The following is a 15,159-nucleotide window of genomic DNA, read 5'->3' on the forward strand; positions in this document are numbered from 1 at the left end:
CGATGCTCCGACGCCGCACCCTGCCCCGCCCGCTGAGCGTGCTGGCAGTCCTCGCCGCCGTGCTGTTCGCGCTCTGGGGCATCGGCGGCCAGCTGGTCGGCCACTCGACCCTGACCGCCACCGACGAGATGGTCAGTCAGAGTCCCTGGTCGGACGCCGGGCTCAGCGGGCCGCGCACCCACAACTGGCTGCTGGACGACACCTACACCTCCGAACTGCCCTCGACCATCCTGTTCAAGCAGGAGCTGCAGAAGGGCGAGGGGACCGGCTGGAACCCCTACGAGGCCGGCGGCACCAACCTCGGCAACGTCCCCAACCAGGCCCTGCTGTCGCCGTTGAGCATCCCGTACTACCTGCTGCCGACCTGGATCGCCCCCGCCTACGGGCGGCTGCTGGAGATCGTCTGCGCCGTCGCGGGCAGCTTCCTCTTCCTGCGCAGGCTCCGGATCTCCCCCGCCGCCGCGGTCACCGGTGGCCTGATCTTCGCCGGCAGTGCCTTCATGGTGTCCTGGGTGGGTTTCCCGCAGACCCGCGTCGCGGCCTTCATCCCGGTGCTGTTCTGGACCCTGGAGCGGCTGATCCAGGAACGCCGGGTGCGTGACGCGGCCCTGGTCGCGGTACCCGTCGCGTCGCTGCTGCTGGGCGGCTTCCCCTCGGTGACGGCCTACACCATGCTGACGGCCGGCATCTACACCGTGGTCCGGCTGCTCGCCACGTACAGAGAAGGCCCTGCCCGGGGGGCCCCGAAGCGGCTGGCCCTGGTCGCGCTGGGCGCGCTCGGCGGGACGGCGGCGGGCGCCGGGCTCGCGATGTTCCAGCTGGTGGGCTTCCTCTACTTCTACCCGACCTGGCTGGTCGAGGGACGCGCGCAGACCCCGCAGATGCACCTGGCCGCGATCAATCTGCTGGAGTCGTTCAGCCCCTGGGTGTTCGGCACCGCCAACGTCACCCAGCTGCCGCTGTTCATCCTCGGGCCCAACCTCGTCGAAGCCATGTCGTACATCAGCGCCGCCGCCGTGGTGCTGGTGCTGGTCGCGCTCGCGATGCCGCGCCGGGGCCGGGCGCTGCTGCCGCGGAGCGCGTGGATCCTGCTGTTCGCCCTCGCCGCCGGCTGGGCCCTGCTGATCTATGTCGGCGGCGCACCGCTGGAGCTGCTGCAGAGACTGCCGGTGGCGCGGGCCCTGTTCGCCGCCAACTACATCGGCCGCAGCCGCAGCATCCTCGACTTCCTGCTCGCCGTCCTCGCCGCCGTCGGCTTCGACCTGCTGCTACGACGCCGCGCCGAGCTCGGCCGGCTGACGGGCCGTCTGGCGCTGCTGCGGTTCTGGCCCGTCGTGCTGGGCGCCGGCGTGCTCGCGCTGGGCGCCGTGCTGGTGGTGGACGGCCACCACGCCGTGGTCGCCACCGGCAAGAAGGCGTCGATCCAGGCGTTCAGGCACCATCTGCTGATCGGCGCGCTGCTGCTGGCCGCCGCCGGCGCCTGCGCCCTGGTCCTGCGCCTGGTGCGCCGCCCCGACCCGGCCTCGGGCGACAACCGGGCGCTGCGCGCCCTGCGCTTCGCCGCCGCGGCCACGCTGCCGCTGCTGGTGGCCGTCCAGGGCGGGGCCTACATGTCGGCGTACTACGCGAAGTCCAGCACCAGCGCCTTCTACCCGAAGACGGACACCCACACGTATCTGGCCGCCAATCTGGGCGGCCAGCGCTTCGCCTCCTCCTACACCGGCATGGTGTTCGGCACCAGCGCCGCCTACGACCTGCGTTCGGTGAACGGACACACCTTCATCAACGCCGCCTTCGCCCCGCTGGTCAAGCAGATCCCGGGCAACCCCATCTACTTCGAGACCTACATCGACTTCAATCCCGACCACGACGAGGCCGTCAGCCCGGTGCTGGACCTGCTCGGCACCAAGTACTTCGTGACGGCCCCGACCGACCCGGTGTTCGGCACCACGGTGACGGCGTCCAAGGACGCGACCACCACCACGCTGCGGCCCGGCGTCACGGTCACCGTCCCGGTCCCGCGGACCGGTCCGCTGCGGGCGGTGGGCGTGACCGCGACCACGAGGCCGAAGACCGACTCCGGCTCCACCCTCGACGTGGTGATCAAGGACGCCTCCGGCAAGGTGGTCTCCACCACCAGTCGGCGCACCAACACCATGGCCAGGGGCGCCGAGTTCACCGTCCCGGTCACCGCCGACACCGTGGCCGCCGGGACCAGGCTGACCGCGAGCCTCACCGTGCACGGGCCCGCCGCGCTCACCCTCGCCGCCGACCAGGGGGCGCTCGCGCTCTCCACGGTCGAGGGCGAGGACGACGGGCTGCGGCTGGTCCATGTCGACACCTCCGCGATCTACCTCCGGCTCAACGCCCAGCCCAGGATCCGCTGGGCCTCCACCGCCACGGTGGTTCCCGACCAGGCGGCTCGGCTCGCGCTGCTCTCCTCCGGTAAGGTCGGCGCCGACCAGGTCGTGCTCAACTCCCCCGGCCCGGCCGCCTCCGGGCAGTCCGCGACCGTGGACGTCAGCGACGACGGCACCGACACCGTCACCGCCCAGGTCGACGCCAAGGGCGCCGGCTACCTGGTGGTCGCCGACGCCGACCAGTCCGGCTGGGTCGCCACCGTCGACGGCAGGTCCACGCCGCTGCTCCCCGCCGACCAGGGCCTGGTCACCGTGGCAGTGCCGACCGGGCAGCACACCGTCACGCTGCGGCTGGCCCCGCCGCACGCCACCCTCGGCACGGCCGTCAGCATCGCCACCGCGGTCCTGCTGCTGCTGGCCGTCGGCGCCGAGACCTGGTGGCTGCGCCGCCGAAGCCCCGTGGCGGAGACGCAGCCGCTGAGTCTGCCGGAACCGGTGAGCAGCCGGAACCGCTGACGGCGGGCACGGACCTGTCGTACCGTCGGATCTCCAGCTCACGCCGCATCCGGGGGATCCGTGTCCGACTTCAGCGAGATCGAACTCTCCACCGCAGTCCGCGCCATCCGCGAACAGCTGGTCCAGGCTGCCCTGGACGGGACCGGCGCCCCGATCCGCTTCGAGGTCGGCCCGATCCAGATGGACTTCGCCGTGGAGCTCCGCCGGGAGGCCGGCGCCAAGGGCGGGGTGAAGGCCTGGGTGCTCAGCGCCGAGGCCGAGGCCAGGGCCTCGCGTGCGACCACGCACCGGGTCTCCTTCACCCTGACGCCCAAGGACGCCGCGACCGGCGGCCCGGTCGAGGTCGGCGAGCCGGAAGCGGGCGGCACCTCGCGCTTCGGGGCCGGTCGCTGAGATGTCGGCGCACCCCCAGCGGCAACGCATAGCGGCGGTCCGGGGGACGAGCCAGGGAAGCGGGTATCTGCTCACCCCCTGGCTGGTCCTGACGGCGGCTCACCTGGTCGACGAGAAGGCCCCGGCCACGGTGGTCGTCCCCGACGGCACCGGTCCACAGCCCTGCACCGTCGTGTGGAGCCGGTACGACGAGGAGTGCGACGCCGCCCTGCTGGTCGCCGCGCACGAGCTGGTCCTGCCGGAGGGCTTCCGCGAGTTCAGCACCCTGGTCTGGGGCCGGGTCAAGGACCTGACCCCGCGCCCCGGGGCGCACGCCGTCGGCTACCCGCACATGCAGCGCGACGCCGACGGCGAGCTGGACGGGGAGCAGCTCGTCGGCACGCTCAAGCCGGGATCGGGCCTGCTGCGGCACCGGCACGTCCTGGACAGCCTGCACGGAGCGCCCGCCGCGCGGCCTGACGGCGGCTCACCCTGGTCCGGTTTCTCCGGAGCGGCCGTGTTCACGGAGAACCGCCTGGTCGGCGTCGTCCGCGCCGACCCGACCCAGTGGCAGCACGGACGCCTGGAGCTCACCCCGGCCGCGTCGATCCTCGAGTCCCCCTCGTTCAAGGCCACCTGCGACCAGCACAACCTGGTCCTCGCCTGGAAGGACATCCGGACCCCCGTCGACGACTTCGAGGAGCGGCTGCGCGCCTTCGTGGTCAAGCAGTCCAGCACCCTGCACATCATCGGCCTGAGCCGGGGCGGCGACGAGGAGGAGTTCTGGCCGCTGGACACCAGCTACCTCAGCCTGGAACTGGTCGGCGGCTCCCCCGCCCGCGAGGCCGACGAGCAGGGGCCGGTCGCCCAGCGCGCCGAGCAGGCCCTCGCCGGTCACCGCCGGGTGCTGGTCCGGGGATCGGCCGGCTCGGGGAAGACCACCCTGCTGCAGTGGCTCGCCACCGCCACCGCCCGCCGGGACCTGCCGCCCGCACTGGCCGAGCTGGGCGACAGCGTCCCGCTGCTGATCCGACTGCGCTCGGTGGCCCAGCGCGCCGAACTCCCCAGCCCGGAGGAGTTCCTGGCCACCATCGCCAAGCCGCTCACCGGCAGCCCGGGGGCGGCCGGCTGGGTCACCGCACAGATGGCGGCGGGCCGCGTCCTGCTGCTGGTCGACGGAGTGGACGAGGTCCCGGAGGCCGACCGGGCCCGGACCCGCCGCTGGCTGCTGGACCTGCTGGACGCCTACCCCGACTGCCGCTACGTCGTCACCACCCGCCCCACCGCCGTCCGCGAGGGCTGGCTGACCCCGGCGGGCTTCACCGAGCTGGAACTGCTGCCGATGAGCCGCAGCGACGTCTCCGCCTTCATCGGCAAATGGCACACCGCCGCCGGGGACGACCCCCGGCTGCCGGTGTGGCGCGAGAAGCTGCGCACCGCCGTGGTCGCCAAGCAGGACCTGGGCCGCCTCGCCACCAGCCCGCTGATGTGCGCCCTGATCTGCGCCCTCAACCGGGACCGCAACGGCTACCTCCCCGAGGGCCGGATGGAGCTCTACGCCGCCGCCCTGGAGATGCTGCTGGTCCGCCGCGACCGCGAGCGCGGCATCCTCGGCCAGGACGGGCTCCAGCTGACGGTCGACCAGCAGATCCAGCTGCTCCAGCGGCTCGCGTACTGGCTGGCCAGGAACGGCGCGGTGGAGATCGAACGCGACCTGGCGGTCCGCAAGCTGGAGGAGGTCCTGCCGGCCATGCCAGCCATCACCGCAGACGCCGAGCAGGTGCTGCACCATCTCCTGGTCCGCAGCGGGCTGCTGCAGCTGCCCACCGCCGAGACCGTCTGCTTTGTGCACCGCACCTTCCAGGACTACCTGGCCGCCAAGGCCGCCGTCGAGGACGAGGACTTCGGCCTGCTGGTCGCCAACGCCCACGACGACCAGTGGCACGACGTCATCCGGATGGCAGTGGGCCACGGCCGCCCCCGTGAACGCGCCAGGCTGCTGCGCGGTCTGCTGGCCCTGGACAGCGACCGGCAGCGGCTGCTCGCCGCCACCTGCCTGGAGCACGCCACCGAGCTCGACCCCGCGGTCCGTCAGTCCGTCCTCGACGGCACCACCGCCGTGATCCCGCCCCGCGACGAGGAGGCCGCGAAGAACCTGGCCGCGGTCGGCCCGCTCGTCCTCGACCTGCTCCCCGGCCCCGAGGGCCTGGACGACGCCACCGCCCACGCCGTCGTGGTCACCGCCACCGCCATCGCCACCAGCCAGGCCGTCCCGCTGCTGCGGCGGTACGCCGACCACCCGTCCATCTCCGTCCGCGGCCAGCTGACCGCCGCCTGGGACCGCTTCGAGACCCGCTTGTACGGCGAGGAGGTGATCGCCCACCTCGACTATGTCATCAACAACCTGCGCCTGATCGCCAAGTCCCGCGAGCACCTGGAGTTCATCGCCGAGCTGGGCGGCCGCCCACGGATCGAGTGCTCGGGCGACCTCACCCCGACCGACCTGGAACAGCTGCCCCCCGATGTCGACCAGCTCCGCCTCCACGACAACCCGTACCCGCTCGACCTGGCGCCGATCCTGCACCGGGCCCGTCCCCGCAACTTCTGGCTGAGCGACTGCACCGCCCCCATCGACCTGTCACCGGTCAAGGACAGCCGGATCGAGGACCTGTACCTGCACACCTGCTCCTTCCTGACCGGACTGGACACCCTGGCCGAGGCAGAGACACTTCATGTGCTCGGCATCGTCTCCAGCCAGGAACTGCCCGGGCTACGACTGCCTCCCGGCCTCACCGACCTCTTCATCGGCCGGTACGACATCCCCGAGGCCGTCCTGGAGGAGCAGCTGTTCACCGCCACCGGACTGGAGCGCCTCTACCTGGCGGGCAGTCATCTCGCCGGCGTGGCGGGGCAGCTCGGCCGTCTCCCCCGGCTGCACTGGCTCAGGGTCGCCCACCAGGACCTGCGGCTGCTGCGGAAGCAGCCCCCGCTGCCGCAGATCACCGAACTGGAGCTGGCCCTGCCGCTGGCCTTCGACCTGCTGGACGAACTCCCGCGCTGCTACCCCGAACTCCGCAGACTGGTCATCGCGACCGCCGACCTCTCCGTCGACCGGCCCCGACTGCAGGCGGCCCTCGCCGAGCTCCACGACTGCGAGGTCGAGCTCCACCACCACGACGCCACCGTCGAGTTGTCCATCTTCGGCGTGGGCCAGGCCCACCCGCCGCTCTCGGTCGCCCGGTTCACCACTCCGTAGGACCGTCATGCCGCAGGGCCCGGCCCCCCTTTCGGGGGACCGGGCCCTGCGCAGATACTGCCGACCGTGCGGGTCAGCCCTTGCTGAGGTCCGGGCCGCTCGCGGCGACCGGCGGGGCGTCAGCGACCGGGACCTTGTCGGCGCCGGTGAAGGTGAACTTGGCGGTCTTGCCCTCGCCCTCGACGTCGACCAGGACGATGTGACCGGAGCGCAGCTCGCCGAAGAGGATCTTCTCGGAGAGCACGTCCTCGATCTCGCGCTGGATGGTGCGGCGCAGCGGACGGGCGCCCAGGATCGGGTCGTAGCCGCGCTTGGCCAGCAGGGACTTGGCGGCGGGGGTCAGTTCCAGACCCATGTCGCGGTCCTGGAGCCGGCCGTCCACCTTGGCGGCCATGAGGTCGACGATCTGGATGATGTCTTCCTCGGACAGCTGGTGGAACACCACGATGTCGTCGACACGGTTGAGGAACTCGGGGCGGAAGTGCTGCTTGAGCTCCTCGCCGACCTTGTTCTTCATCCGCTCGTACCCGGTGGACAGGTCGCCCTGGGCGGCGAAGCCCAGGTTGAAGCCCTTGGAGATGTCCCGGGTGCCGAGGTTGGTGGTCATGATGATGACCGTGTTCTTGAAGTCGACCACCCGCCCCTGGCTGTCGGTCAGGCGACCGTCCTCCAGGATCTGCAGCAGCGAGTTGAAGATGTCCGGGTGGGCCTTCTCGACCTCGTCGAAGAGGACGACCGAGAACGGCTTGCGGCGCACCTTCTCGGTGAGCTGGCCGCCCTCCTCGTACCCGACGTAGCCGGGAGGCGAGCCGAACAGCCGCGAGACGGTGTGCTTCTCGCTGAACTCGGACATGTCGAGCTGGATCAGCGCGTCCTCGTCACCGAAGAGGAACTCGGCGAGGGTCTTGCTGAGCTCGGTCTTACCGACCCCGGACGGGCCGGCGAAGATGAACGAGCCGCCGGGGCGCTTGGGGTCCTTGAGGCCCGCACGGGTGCGCCGGATGGCCTGGGAGAGCGCCTTGATGGCGTCCTTCTGGCCGATGACGCGCTTGTGCAGCTCGTCCTCCATGCGCAGCAGCCGGGAGGACTCCTCCTCGGTGAGCTTGAAGACCGGGATGCCGGTGGCCGTCGCCAGCACCTCGGCGATCAGCTCCTCGTCCACCTCGGCGACGACGTCCATGTCGCCGGCCTTCCACTCCTTCTCCCGCTTGGCCTTGGCCTGCAGGAGCTGCTTCTCCGAGTCCCGGAGCGAGGCGGCCTTCTCAAAGTCCTGCGCGTCGATCGCGGACTCCTTGTCCCGGCGGACATCGGCGATCTTCTCGTCGAACTCGCGGAGGTCCGGCGGCGCGGTCATGCGGCGGATGCGCATGCGCGAGCCGGCCTCGTCGATGAGGTCGATGGCCTTGTCCGGCAGGAAGCGGTCCGAGATGTAGCGGTCCGCCAGGGTCGCCGCCGCGACCAGGGCCGCGTCGGTGATGGAGACCCGGTGGTGCGCCTCGTAGCGGTCCCGGAGGCCCTTGAGGATCTCGATGGTGTGCTTGAGCGAGGGCTCGGCGACCTGGATCGGCTGGAAGCGGCGCTCCAGCGCCGCGTCCTTCTCCAGGTGCTTGCGGTACTCGTCGAGCGTGGTGGCGCCGATGGTCTGCAGCTCGCCTCGCGCCAGCATGGGCTTGAGGATGCTGGCCGCGTCGATCGCGCCCTCGGCGGCGCCCGCACCCACCAGGGTGTGGATCTCGTCGATGAACAGGATGATGTCGCCGCGGGTGCGAATCTCCTTGAGCACCTTCTTCAGGCGCTCCTCGAAGTCACCGCGGTAGCGGGAGCCGGCGACGAGCGCGCCCAGGTCCAGGGTGTAGAGCTGCTTGTCCTTGATCGTCTCGGGCACCTCGCCCTTGACGATCGCCTGCGCCAGGCCCTCCACGACGGCGGTCTTGCCGACGCCGGGCTCGCCGATCAGCACCGGGTTGTTCTTGGTGCGGCGGGACAGCACCTGCATGACCCGCTCGATCTCCTTCTCGCGCCCGATCACCGGGTCGAGCTTGGACTCGCGGGCCGCCTGGGTGAGGTTGCGCCCGAACTGGTCCAGGACCAGCGAGGTCGAGGGGGTCCCCTCGGTCGGGCCGCCGGCCGTGGCCGACTCCTTGCCGCCGCCCTGGTAGCCGGACAGCAGCTGGATGACCTGCTGCCGGACCCGGTTCAGGTCGGCGCCGAGCTTCACGAGGACCTGGGCGGCGACGCCCTCGCCCTCGCGAATGAGGCCGAGCAGGATGTGCTCGGTCCCGATGTAGTTGTGGCCGAGCTGGAGGGCCTCGCGGAGCGACAGCTCCAGGACCTTCTTCGCCCGAGGAGTGAAGGGGATGTGGCCGGACGGGGCCTGCTGCCCCTGCCCGATGATCTCCTCAACCTGCTGGCGGACCGCCTCGAGCGAAATCCCGAGGCTCTCCAGGGCCTTAGCGGCGACACCCTCACCCTCGTGGATCAAGCCCAGGAGGATGTGCTCGGTGCCGATGTAGTTGTGGTTGAGCATCCGGGCTTCTTCCTGAGCCAGGACGACAACCCGCCGCGCGCGGTCGGTGAACCTCTCGAACATCGTTAATCGCTCCTCAGAGCGGTCGGGCAGTGAGGGGTCGGTCCCCTCCCTGTCCTTCCGCATGCTAGTCCCGGAGGCCGGAACAGCTCACTTCAACCGCCGACACCCCACCGTCCCGCAATGCTCGCGACGGCGGACAATGACTCCAACCGAATGCTGCGGGATGGTGTTCCCGCAGGCCAGGCAGATCCACCTGGAAACGCTACGCCGACGGCGAACGCTTCCCCCGACACGCCGCGAGGATTCGGCCGTGAAGCCCTCACATGGGCATTCATACCCGCAGTGCACCCAGGTCCATACCGACTTTCCCGCACCAGGTGTTCGCCTACCGAGAAGTCGGACGATCGGCTCGAGCCCGGTCCGTGACAGGACGCAGCGGAAGCGACTCTCTGCGTAACCGGGGCCAGGTGTCGCGAGTTGGGCAGCATGTGACCACCCATCAGCAGACCGCCTGCGCCGACGGGCACGACGCCGTCGAGGCGCCGCTGGACGCAGGGCTGGCCGCGCTCGCGCAGATGCACAGGCGTGGACGACCCTGCGGCCAGGTCGCCGTGGAGGGCGACCGGCTGCTGCTTCGGCTCGCCCCCGGCAGCGCCGGGGACGTTCCCGAGCTGCTGCGCTGGCTCGGCTGGGGGCACCTGGACGGGGTGCTGCGCACCCGCCCGATGCCGGTGGTGCCCCACCAGGCCCGCTCCGGAGCGCTCGCGGAGCACCATCTGCCGCAGGCCCTGGACACCCTCGCGGATGCCTGCGCCCGCGCCCTGATGGAGCAGGGCGCCAGCGACGGCTGACCCGTCAGCCGTTGGCCTTCTCATATGCCTCGCGGACCGTGCTCGGCACCCGGCCGCGGTCGTTGACCTCGTGGCCGTTCTCCTTGGCCCAGGCACGGATCTTGGCCGTGTCGGGGTTTCCGCCCACCGGCCGCGGCGAGCGACCACGGCCGCGACCGCTGTTCACGGAGCCGCGACCGCTCTGCTTGCGGCCCTTGTCGGTGTACGGAGCCAGGAGCTCGCGGAGCTTCCCGGCGTTCGTGTGCGTGAGATCGATCTCGTAGGCAACCCCGTCGAGAGCAAACGTCACCGTCTCGTCCGCCTCGCCGCCCTCGAGATCATCGACAAGAAGGACCTGGACCTTCTGCGCCACGGGCTTCCCTTTCCTCAAAAGCATGGATTACTTGTAGGAAAGGAAACCCTCTTTCCGGCGAAAATTCAAACCCTCTGCCCGAAGTGCTGTCCCGGCATGCTTCCGAAGCCCGCTTGACGGACCCGGGTCAGAGGTGCAAGAGCATCCGTGTGTTGCCCAAGGTGTTGGGTTTGACGCGTTCCAGATCCAGGAACTCCGCAACACCTTCGTCGTAGCTTCGCAGGAGCTCCTCGTACACATCGGCGTCGACCGGAGTCGCCCCGATCTCGACGAAGCCGTGTTTGGCGAAGAAGTCCACTTCGAACGTCAGACAGAAAATGCGGCGGACCCCGATCCAGCGCGCGGTCTGCGTCAACTTCTCCAGAAGGCGGTGCCCGATGCCGGTGCCGCGGCAGGCGGGATCCACCGCGAGGGTGCGTACCTCGGCGAGATCCTCCCACATCACATGCAGTGCGCCACAGGCGACGACCTCGGCGTTGTCGTCCCGCTCGGCGACCCAGAACTCCTGCACCGACTCGAACAGGGTGACCGTGGGCTTGTTCAACAGGATCCGTTCGCGCGCATAGCCGTCAACCAGCCTGCGGATGGCCCGTACATCGCTGGTCCGCGCGCGGCGGATCGTGAGCTCCATGGAAGGACGCTATCGTGCCTCGGGGTCCCCGGGCGCACCGATTTCGGAGGGGGCTTCCGCCGGGGCTTCTTCGGCGGACTGTTCGACCGGCGGCGGTGCGGCGACCCGCAATGCGTCGCGCAAGGCGTCCTGTTGTTCGGGAGACATCATGCCGAAGAAGTGGACCAGGGCCGCGGCCGGGTTGTCACTGGTCGCCCATGCGTCGTTCATCAGCGCCGCGGTATATGCCTCGCGCGAGGACACCGGCTCATATCGGAACGCCCGGCCCTCCTGTTCCCTGCGGAGCCAGCCCTTCTGGAACAACTTGTCCATCACGGTCATCACGGTCGTGTAGGCGAGCTCGCGTTCCCGCAGCAGATCCTCGAGAACCTCGCGAACCGTCACCGGGCGGTTCCACTGCCATACCCGGGTCATCACCTCGTTCTCGAGTTCACCGAGTTGGCGCACCATCGCCGTTCTCTCCCCCTGGGCAGACCAAGCGGCGCATATATCGCCTTTGCCGGACATAAGCATTGTGCAGGTTCCGGCTGTGAAAGGGGGCGTTTAGTCCCTGGCGAGACGCTGCGTCGGGGTCGCGGCCACGGTGATCGCCTCGGCCGCGGCGTCCTCCTTGGCGGCATTGGCCCCGCCCTGGTTACGGAAGAGCGTGCGGATCATCAGGCTGAAGGCGATGCACATCACAACGGGGGGCGTCAGTGCCTCGATGTACTGCATGGATCCGGACCGCCTCTGGGAACTGGAGAAACTGGAGAAAGCATGGCGGCAAAAGGCTAACCCCGGTCCCCGGAGGAACCGGGGACCGGGGTCGCCGCTACGGCGGGCCGTCAGCCCTGGGTGTCCGGCTTCACCAGCGGGAAGAGCACCGTCTCGCGGATGTTCTTGCCGGTGAGCAGCATGATCAGCCGGTCCACGCCCATCCCGAGCCCGCCGGTGGGCGGCATCGCGTACTCCAGGGCGCGCAGGAAGTCCTCGTCCAGCTGCATGGCGTCGACGTCGCCGCCGGCCGCCAGCAGCGACTGGGCGGTCAGCCGGGCCCGCTGCTCGACCGGGTCGACCAGCTCGGAGTAGCCGGTGCCGATCTCGGTGCCGAAGATCATGAGGTCCCACTTCTCGGCGACACCCGGGATGCTGCGGTGCGCGCGGGTCAGCGGCGACACCTCGGTGGGGTAGTCCCGGATGAAGGTGGGCCTGACCGCCGCCTCCTCCAGCAGCCGCTCGACCATCTCCAGCACGATCTGGCCGTGGCCCCACTGCTTCTCGTAGGGGACGCCGGCCGCGTCGGCGAGCTTGCGCAGCTCCTCGACGGTGGTGTCCGGGGTGATCTCGGTGCCGAGCTGCTCGGAGATGCCGCCGTAGACGGTGATCTCGGCCCAGGGCTCGGCCAGGTCGATCTCGTGCTCCACGCCGTGCGGGTCCAGGCCGCGGATCACCGTGGTGCCCAGGGCGTCGCGGGCGGCGTTGACGATGGTCGCGCGGATCATCTCGGCCTGGGTGTTGTAGTCGCCGTAGGCCTCGTAGGACTCCAGCATGGTGAACTCGGGGTTGTGCGTGGAGTCCGCGCCCTCGTTGCGGAAGTTGCGGTTGATCTCGAAGATCTTCTCCGCGCCGCCGACCGCGAGCCGCTTGAGGTAGAGCTCGGGGGCGATCCGCATGTAGAGGTCGATGTCGTACGCGTTGATGTGGGTCTTGAACGGACGCGCGTTGGCGCCGCCGTGGACCGGCTGCATCATCGGCGTCTCGACCTCGGTGAAGCCGCGCTCCTCGTAGGTGCGGCGGATCGAGCGGACCACCTTGCTGCGCAGGTAGAGCATCTCCCGGGCGGCCGGGTTGACGATCAGGTCCACATAGCGCTGACGGACCCGGGCCTCGGGATCGGTCAGGCCCTTGTGCTTGTCCGGCAGCGGGCGCAGGCACTTGGCGGTGATCGCCCAGTTGTCGACCATGATCGAGAGCTCGCCGCGCTTGGAGGTGATGACCTCGCCCTCGACGCCGACATGGTCGCCCAGGTCGACGTCGGACTTCCACGCCGCCAGGCTCTCCGCGCCGAGCCGGTCCAGCGACAGCATCACCTGGAGGTCGGCGGTGCCGTCGCGCAGGGTGGCGAAGCACAGCTTGCCGCCGGTGCGGCTGAGCACGACCCGGCCGGCCACTCCGGCACGGTCACCGGTGGCGTGGTCGGGCTCCAGGTCGGGGTAGGCCGCGCGCAGGTCGGCCAGCGTGGTCGTACGCGGGAAGCCGACCGGGTACGGGTCGATGCCGGCTGCGCGCAGGCGCTCCAGCTTCTCGCGGCGTACCCGCATCTGCTCGGGGAGGTCGTCGGACGCGGGTACGGGGGTCTGATCAGTCACCGTCCAAGGGTATCGACCGCACAGCAGTGCCCCGCCACCCGATTACCGGGCTGCGGGGCACTGGGACAGCACTGGTACGGACGGGTCAGCCGTGGCTGCCGGCCTTGCGGCGGCGGGCGAGCAGGACGCCGGCCACACCCAGGGCGATGGCGCCGATGCCGTAGAAGAGCATCGGGGTGGTGTCGTCGCCGCCACCGGTCTGGGCGAGGGCGCCGCCGGTGGACGTCGCCGAGGCGGAGGCGGCCGCCGAGGCCGGGGAAGAAGCCGAAGCAGTGGCGGCGGCGCTCGCCGTGGCCGAGGCCGTGGCGGTGACCGGGGCGGTGGTCGCCTTGACCGCGTCGACGGTGAAGTCGGCGACGTTGTTGGTCAGGTCGTCGTCGATGCCCGAACCGGTGAAGGCCACCACCGCGCCCTGGGCGGCGTGCAGCACCTTGGTCGGCTCCACGGTGAAGGTGAAGAGGTTGGTGGAGCCCGGCTGGATCACCGAGTCGACGATGCAGGCGTACAGGGCGCCGATGTCGGTGGGCAGAGTGCCGACCGCGGTGGCCATCCTGCTGCTCAGCCGGCTGCCGAGGCGGCTCCGCGCCGACTGGGCCGACGCGGGCTCGTCGTCGAAGCATCCGGCCGGGACCTTGGTGACCTTGACGCCGACCGGCAGGGCGACCAGCACCGCGGCGGTGTCCTCGGCGGACGGGGCGCCGTCCAGGCTCTTGGTGGGCAGGGTGCCGACATTGGCGACCCCGGCGCCCAGCTCGATGCCGGTGCCGACGGTGCCGCTGATGTTGCCGGTCGTGGCCATGACGTCCAGCGTCTGACCGGTGCTGAGCTTGGCGATGCCGACGTTGTTGCCGTAGTTCAGGTCGCCGACCAGCGCCCGGCTGGAGCCTGCGGGCACCGACACCAGGCTGAGCGCGGCGCCCGTACCGCTGTGGCCCTTGCTGAGGCCCTGGGTCAGCTCGCCGCCGACGGTGTCGAAGCCGTACGCGGTGTAGCCGATGGTGGCGTCCGAGGTGGCCTTGACGGTGATCGGCGCGGAGGGCTGCAGTACGTCGCCCGGGTGCACCACGACGTCGTCGAAGTGGCACAGCACGCCGGTGCGCTCGGCGGCCGGCAGGCTGCTGTCGCCGACGCCGTACTGGCAGTTGCTGTAGTTGCCGCCGATGGTGAAGGCGCTGCCGCCGAGGTCGTCGGCCGCGTCGATCAGCATCACCACGCCCTTGGCGGAGTCCCGGTCGCCCACGTTGCGCAGCTTCGGGGTGTAGGAGGCGCTCCCGCCCGGCTTCACGGTCAGGCTGCCGACCTCGCCGGTCGCCAGGTCGGGACCGTCGCCGACGGTGATCACCGTGGTGAGGTCCGCGGCGGTGTCCGAGGGGTCCTCGACCGCGTTGGAGGCGGTGGCCTTGAAGGACAGCTTCGCGGTGCTGCCGACCGCGGCTCCGGCAAGGGTGCGTACGCCCAGGTCCACCGTGCCGACGGTCTCGACCGAGCCCAGCCGGCACTCGGCCTTGGTGTGCGCCGCGTCGGTGTAGGCGCAGTCCTCCTTGGCGGGCAGCGTGAGCTCGGCGACCCCCGTGAGCCCGCTCGCGTCGATGCTGAGCACGACGTCGTTCGCCTGGGCGATGTCACCCTCGTTCAGCACCACCGGGGTGAGCGTCGTGAGCGCGGTCGGGCCGCCGCTCGCGGGCTGCGGCACCAGTGTCACCGCCGACGGGGCGATCACCGAGATCAGCGCACTGCTGCCGGACGCGGACCTGGAACCGGAGTCCGCCTGGGCCGGGAGGACGGTGAGGCCGATGGATATGGCCGAGGCCGCGACGACCGCGGCACCGATCCGGGCGAACCGGCGCAAAAGCGCGTCTGACATGGACTTTTCCCCCTGGGGCGAGGTGCTGGACTGCGGTGTCGCAGATCAAATCACCCCAGGGGACGGGTCCGCGGGCCCG

General features: G+C 70.5%; 11 protein-coding genes. 4 read left to right on the forward strand and 7 right to left on the reverse strand.

Annotation, left to right across the window (positions count from 1 at the left end):
• The first annotated feature begins 2 nt into the window (after positions 1–2).
• Genes ABH941_RS30045 through ABH941_RS30055 form a run of 3 tightly spaced genes read left to right on the forward strand, consistent with a single transcriptional unit; the run spans position 3 to position 6,504 of the window.
• Complete coding sequence (locus tag ABH941_RS30045; protein ID WP_370132714.1) at positions 3–2,876, forward strand: YfhO family protein; 2,874 nt, start codon at positions 3–5, stop codon at positions 2,874–2,876.
• A gap of 60 nt (positions 2,877–2,936) precedes the next feature.
• Positions 2,937–3,269: a trypco2 family protein gene (locus tag ABH941_RS30050; protein ID WP_370132715.1), complete on the forward strand. Its 333-nt coding sequence runs from the start codon at positions 2,937–2,939 to the stop codon at positions 3,267–3,269.
• Between the two features lies 1 nt (position 3,270).
• A complete protein-coding gene (locus ABH941_RS30055) occupies positions 3,271–6,504 on the forward strand; it encodes an NACHT domain-containing protein (protein ID WP_370132716.1) in 3,234 nt (1,077 codons plus the stop codon).
• Between the two features lie 73 nt (positions 6,505–6,577).
• On the opposite strand, the gene ABH941_RS30060 is transcribed toward ABH941_RS30055, so the two are convergent.
• Positions 6,578–9,094: an ATP-dependent Clp protease ATP-binding subunit gene (locus ABH941_RS30060; protein WP_370132717.1), complete on the reverse strand. Its 2,517-nt coding sequence runs from the start codon at positions 9,092–9,094 to the stop codon at positions 6,578–6,580.
• 428 nt (positions 9,095–9,522) lie between these two features.
• Here ABH941_RS30060 and ABH941_RS30065 point away from each other — a divergent pair, with 428 nt between their 5' ends.
• Positions 9,523–9,885, forward strand: coding sequence for a hypothetical protein (locus tag ABH941_RS30065; protein ID WP_370132718.1), 363 nt, complete (start codon positions 9,523–9,525; stop codon positions 9,883–9,885).
• Positions 9,886–9,889: 4 nt separating this feature from the next.
• Here ABH941_RS30065 and ABH941_RS30070 read toward each other — a convergent pair whose 3' ends face one another.
• The 6 genes from ABH941_RS30070 to ABH941_RS30095 form a co-directional block, all read right to left on the reverse strand.
• On the reverse strand, positions 9,890–10,237 hold the full coding sequence (locus tag ABH941_RS30070; RefSeq protein WP_370132719.1) for an Lsr2 family protein: 348 nt from the start codon (positions 10,235–10,237) through the stop codon (positions 9,890–9,892).
• 127 nt (positions 10,238–10,364) lie between these two features.
• Entirely contained in the window at positions 10,365–10,868 is a 504-nt protein-coding gene (locus tag ABH941_RS30075) for an amino-acid N-acetyltransferase (protein ID WP_134003429.1), read from the reverse strand.
• 9 nt (positions 10,869–10,877) lie between these two features.
• Positions 10,878–11,318: a BlaI/MecI/CopY family transcriptional regulator gene (locus tag ABH941_RS30080; protein ID WP_370132720.1), complete on the reverse strand. Its 441-nt coding sequence runs from the start codon at positions 11,316–11,318 to the stop codon at positions 10,878–10,880.
• A 93-nt stretch (positions 11,319–11,411) separates the two neighbouring features.
• Entirely contained in the window at positions 11,412–11,582 is a 171-nt protein-coding gene (locus ABH941_RS30085) for a hypothetical protein (protein ID WP_370132721.1), read from the reverse strand.
• A gap of 110 nt (positions 11,583–11,692) precedes the next feature.
• Positions 11,693–13,216 (reverse strand): bifunctional lysylphosphatidylglycerol synthetase/lysine--tRNA ligase LysX, encoded by a 1,524-nt coding sequence (gene lysX / locus ABH941_RS30090; protein WP_370132722.1) that lies wholly within the window; start codon positions 13,214–13,216, stop codon positions 11,693–11,695.
• An 85-nt stretch (positions 13,217–13,301) separates the two neighbouring features.
• A complete protein-coding gene (locus ABH941_RS30095) occupies positions 13,302–15,080 on the reverse strand; it encodes an LPXTG cell wall anchor domain-containing protein (protein ID WP_370132723.1) in 1,779 nt (592 codons plus the stop codon).
• Positions 15,081–15,159: the final 79 nt, after the last annotated feature.

The sequence above is a fragment of the Streptacidiphilus sp. EB103A genome (genome assembly GCF_041261405.1).
Lineage (GTDB): Bacteria > Actinomycetota > Actinomycetes > Streptomycetales > Streptomycetaceae > Streptacidiphilus.

What these genes read in the sequence shown, in the direction of transcription:
- ABH941_RS30055 (WP_370132716.1), top strand. Translation starts at nt 3,271, where the DNA reads ATGTCGGCGCACCCCCAGCGGCAACGCATAGCGGCGGTCCGGGGGACG.
- ABH941_RS30085 (WP_370132721.1), bottom strand. Translation starts at nt 11,582, where the DNA reads ATGCAGTACATCGAGGCACTGACGCCCCCCGTTGTGATGTGCATCGCC.
- ABH941_RS30045 (WP_370132714.1), top strand. Translation starts at nt 3, where the DNA reads ATGCTCCGACGCCGCACCCTGCCCCGCCCGCTGAGCGTGCTGGCAGTC.
- ABH941_RS30095 (WP_370132723.1), bottom strand. Translation starts at nt 15,080, where the DNA reads ATGTCAGACGCGCTTTTGCGCCGGTTCGCCCGGATCGGTGCCGCGGTC.
- ABH941_RS30075 (WP_134003429.1), bottom strand. Translation starts at nt 10,868, where the DNA reads ATGGAGCTCACGATCCGCCGCGCGCGGACCAGCGATGTACGGGCCATC.
- ABH941_RS30060 (WP_370132717.1), bottom strand. Translation starts at nt 9,094, where the DNA reads ATGTTCGAGAGGTTCACCGACCGCGCGCGGCGGGTTGTCGTCCTGGCT.
- ABH941_RS30080 (WP_370132720.1), bottom strand. Translation starts at nt 11,318, where the DNA reads ATGGTGCGCCAACTCGGTGAACTCGAGAACGAGGTGATGACCCGGGTA.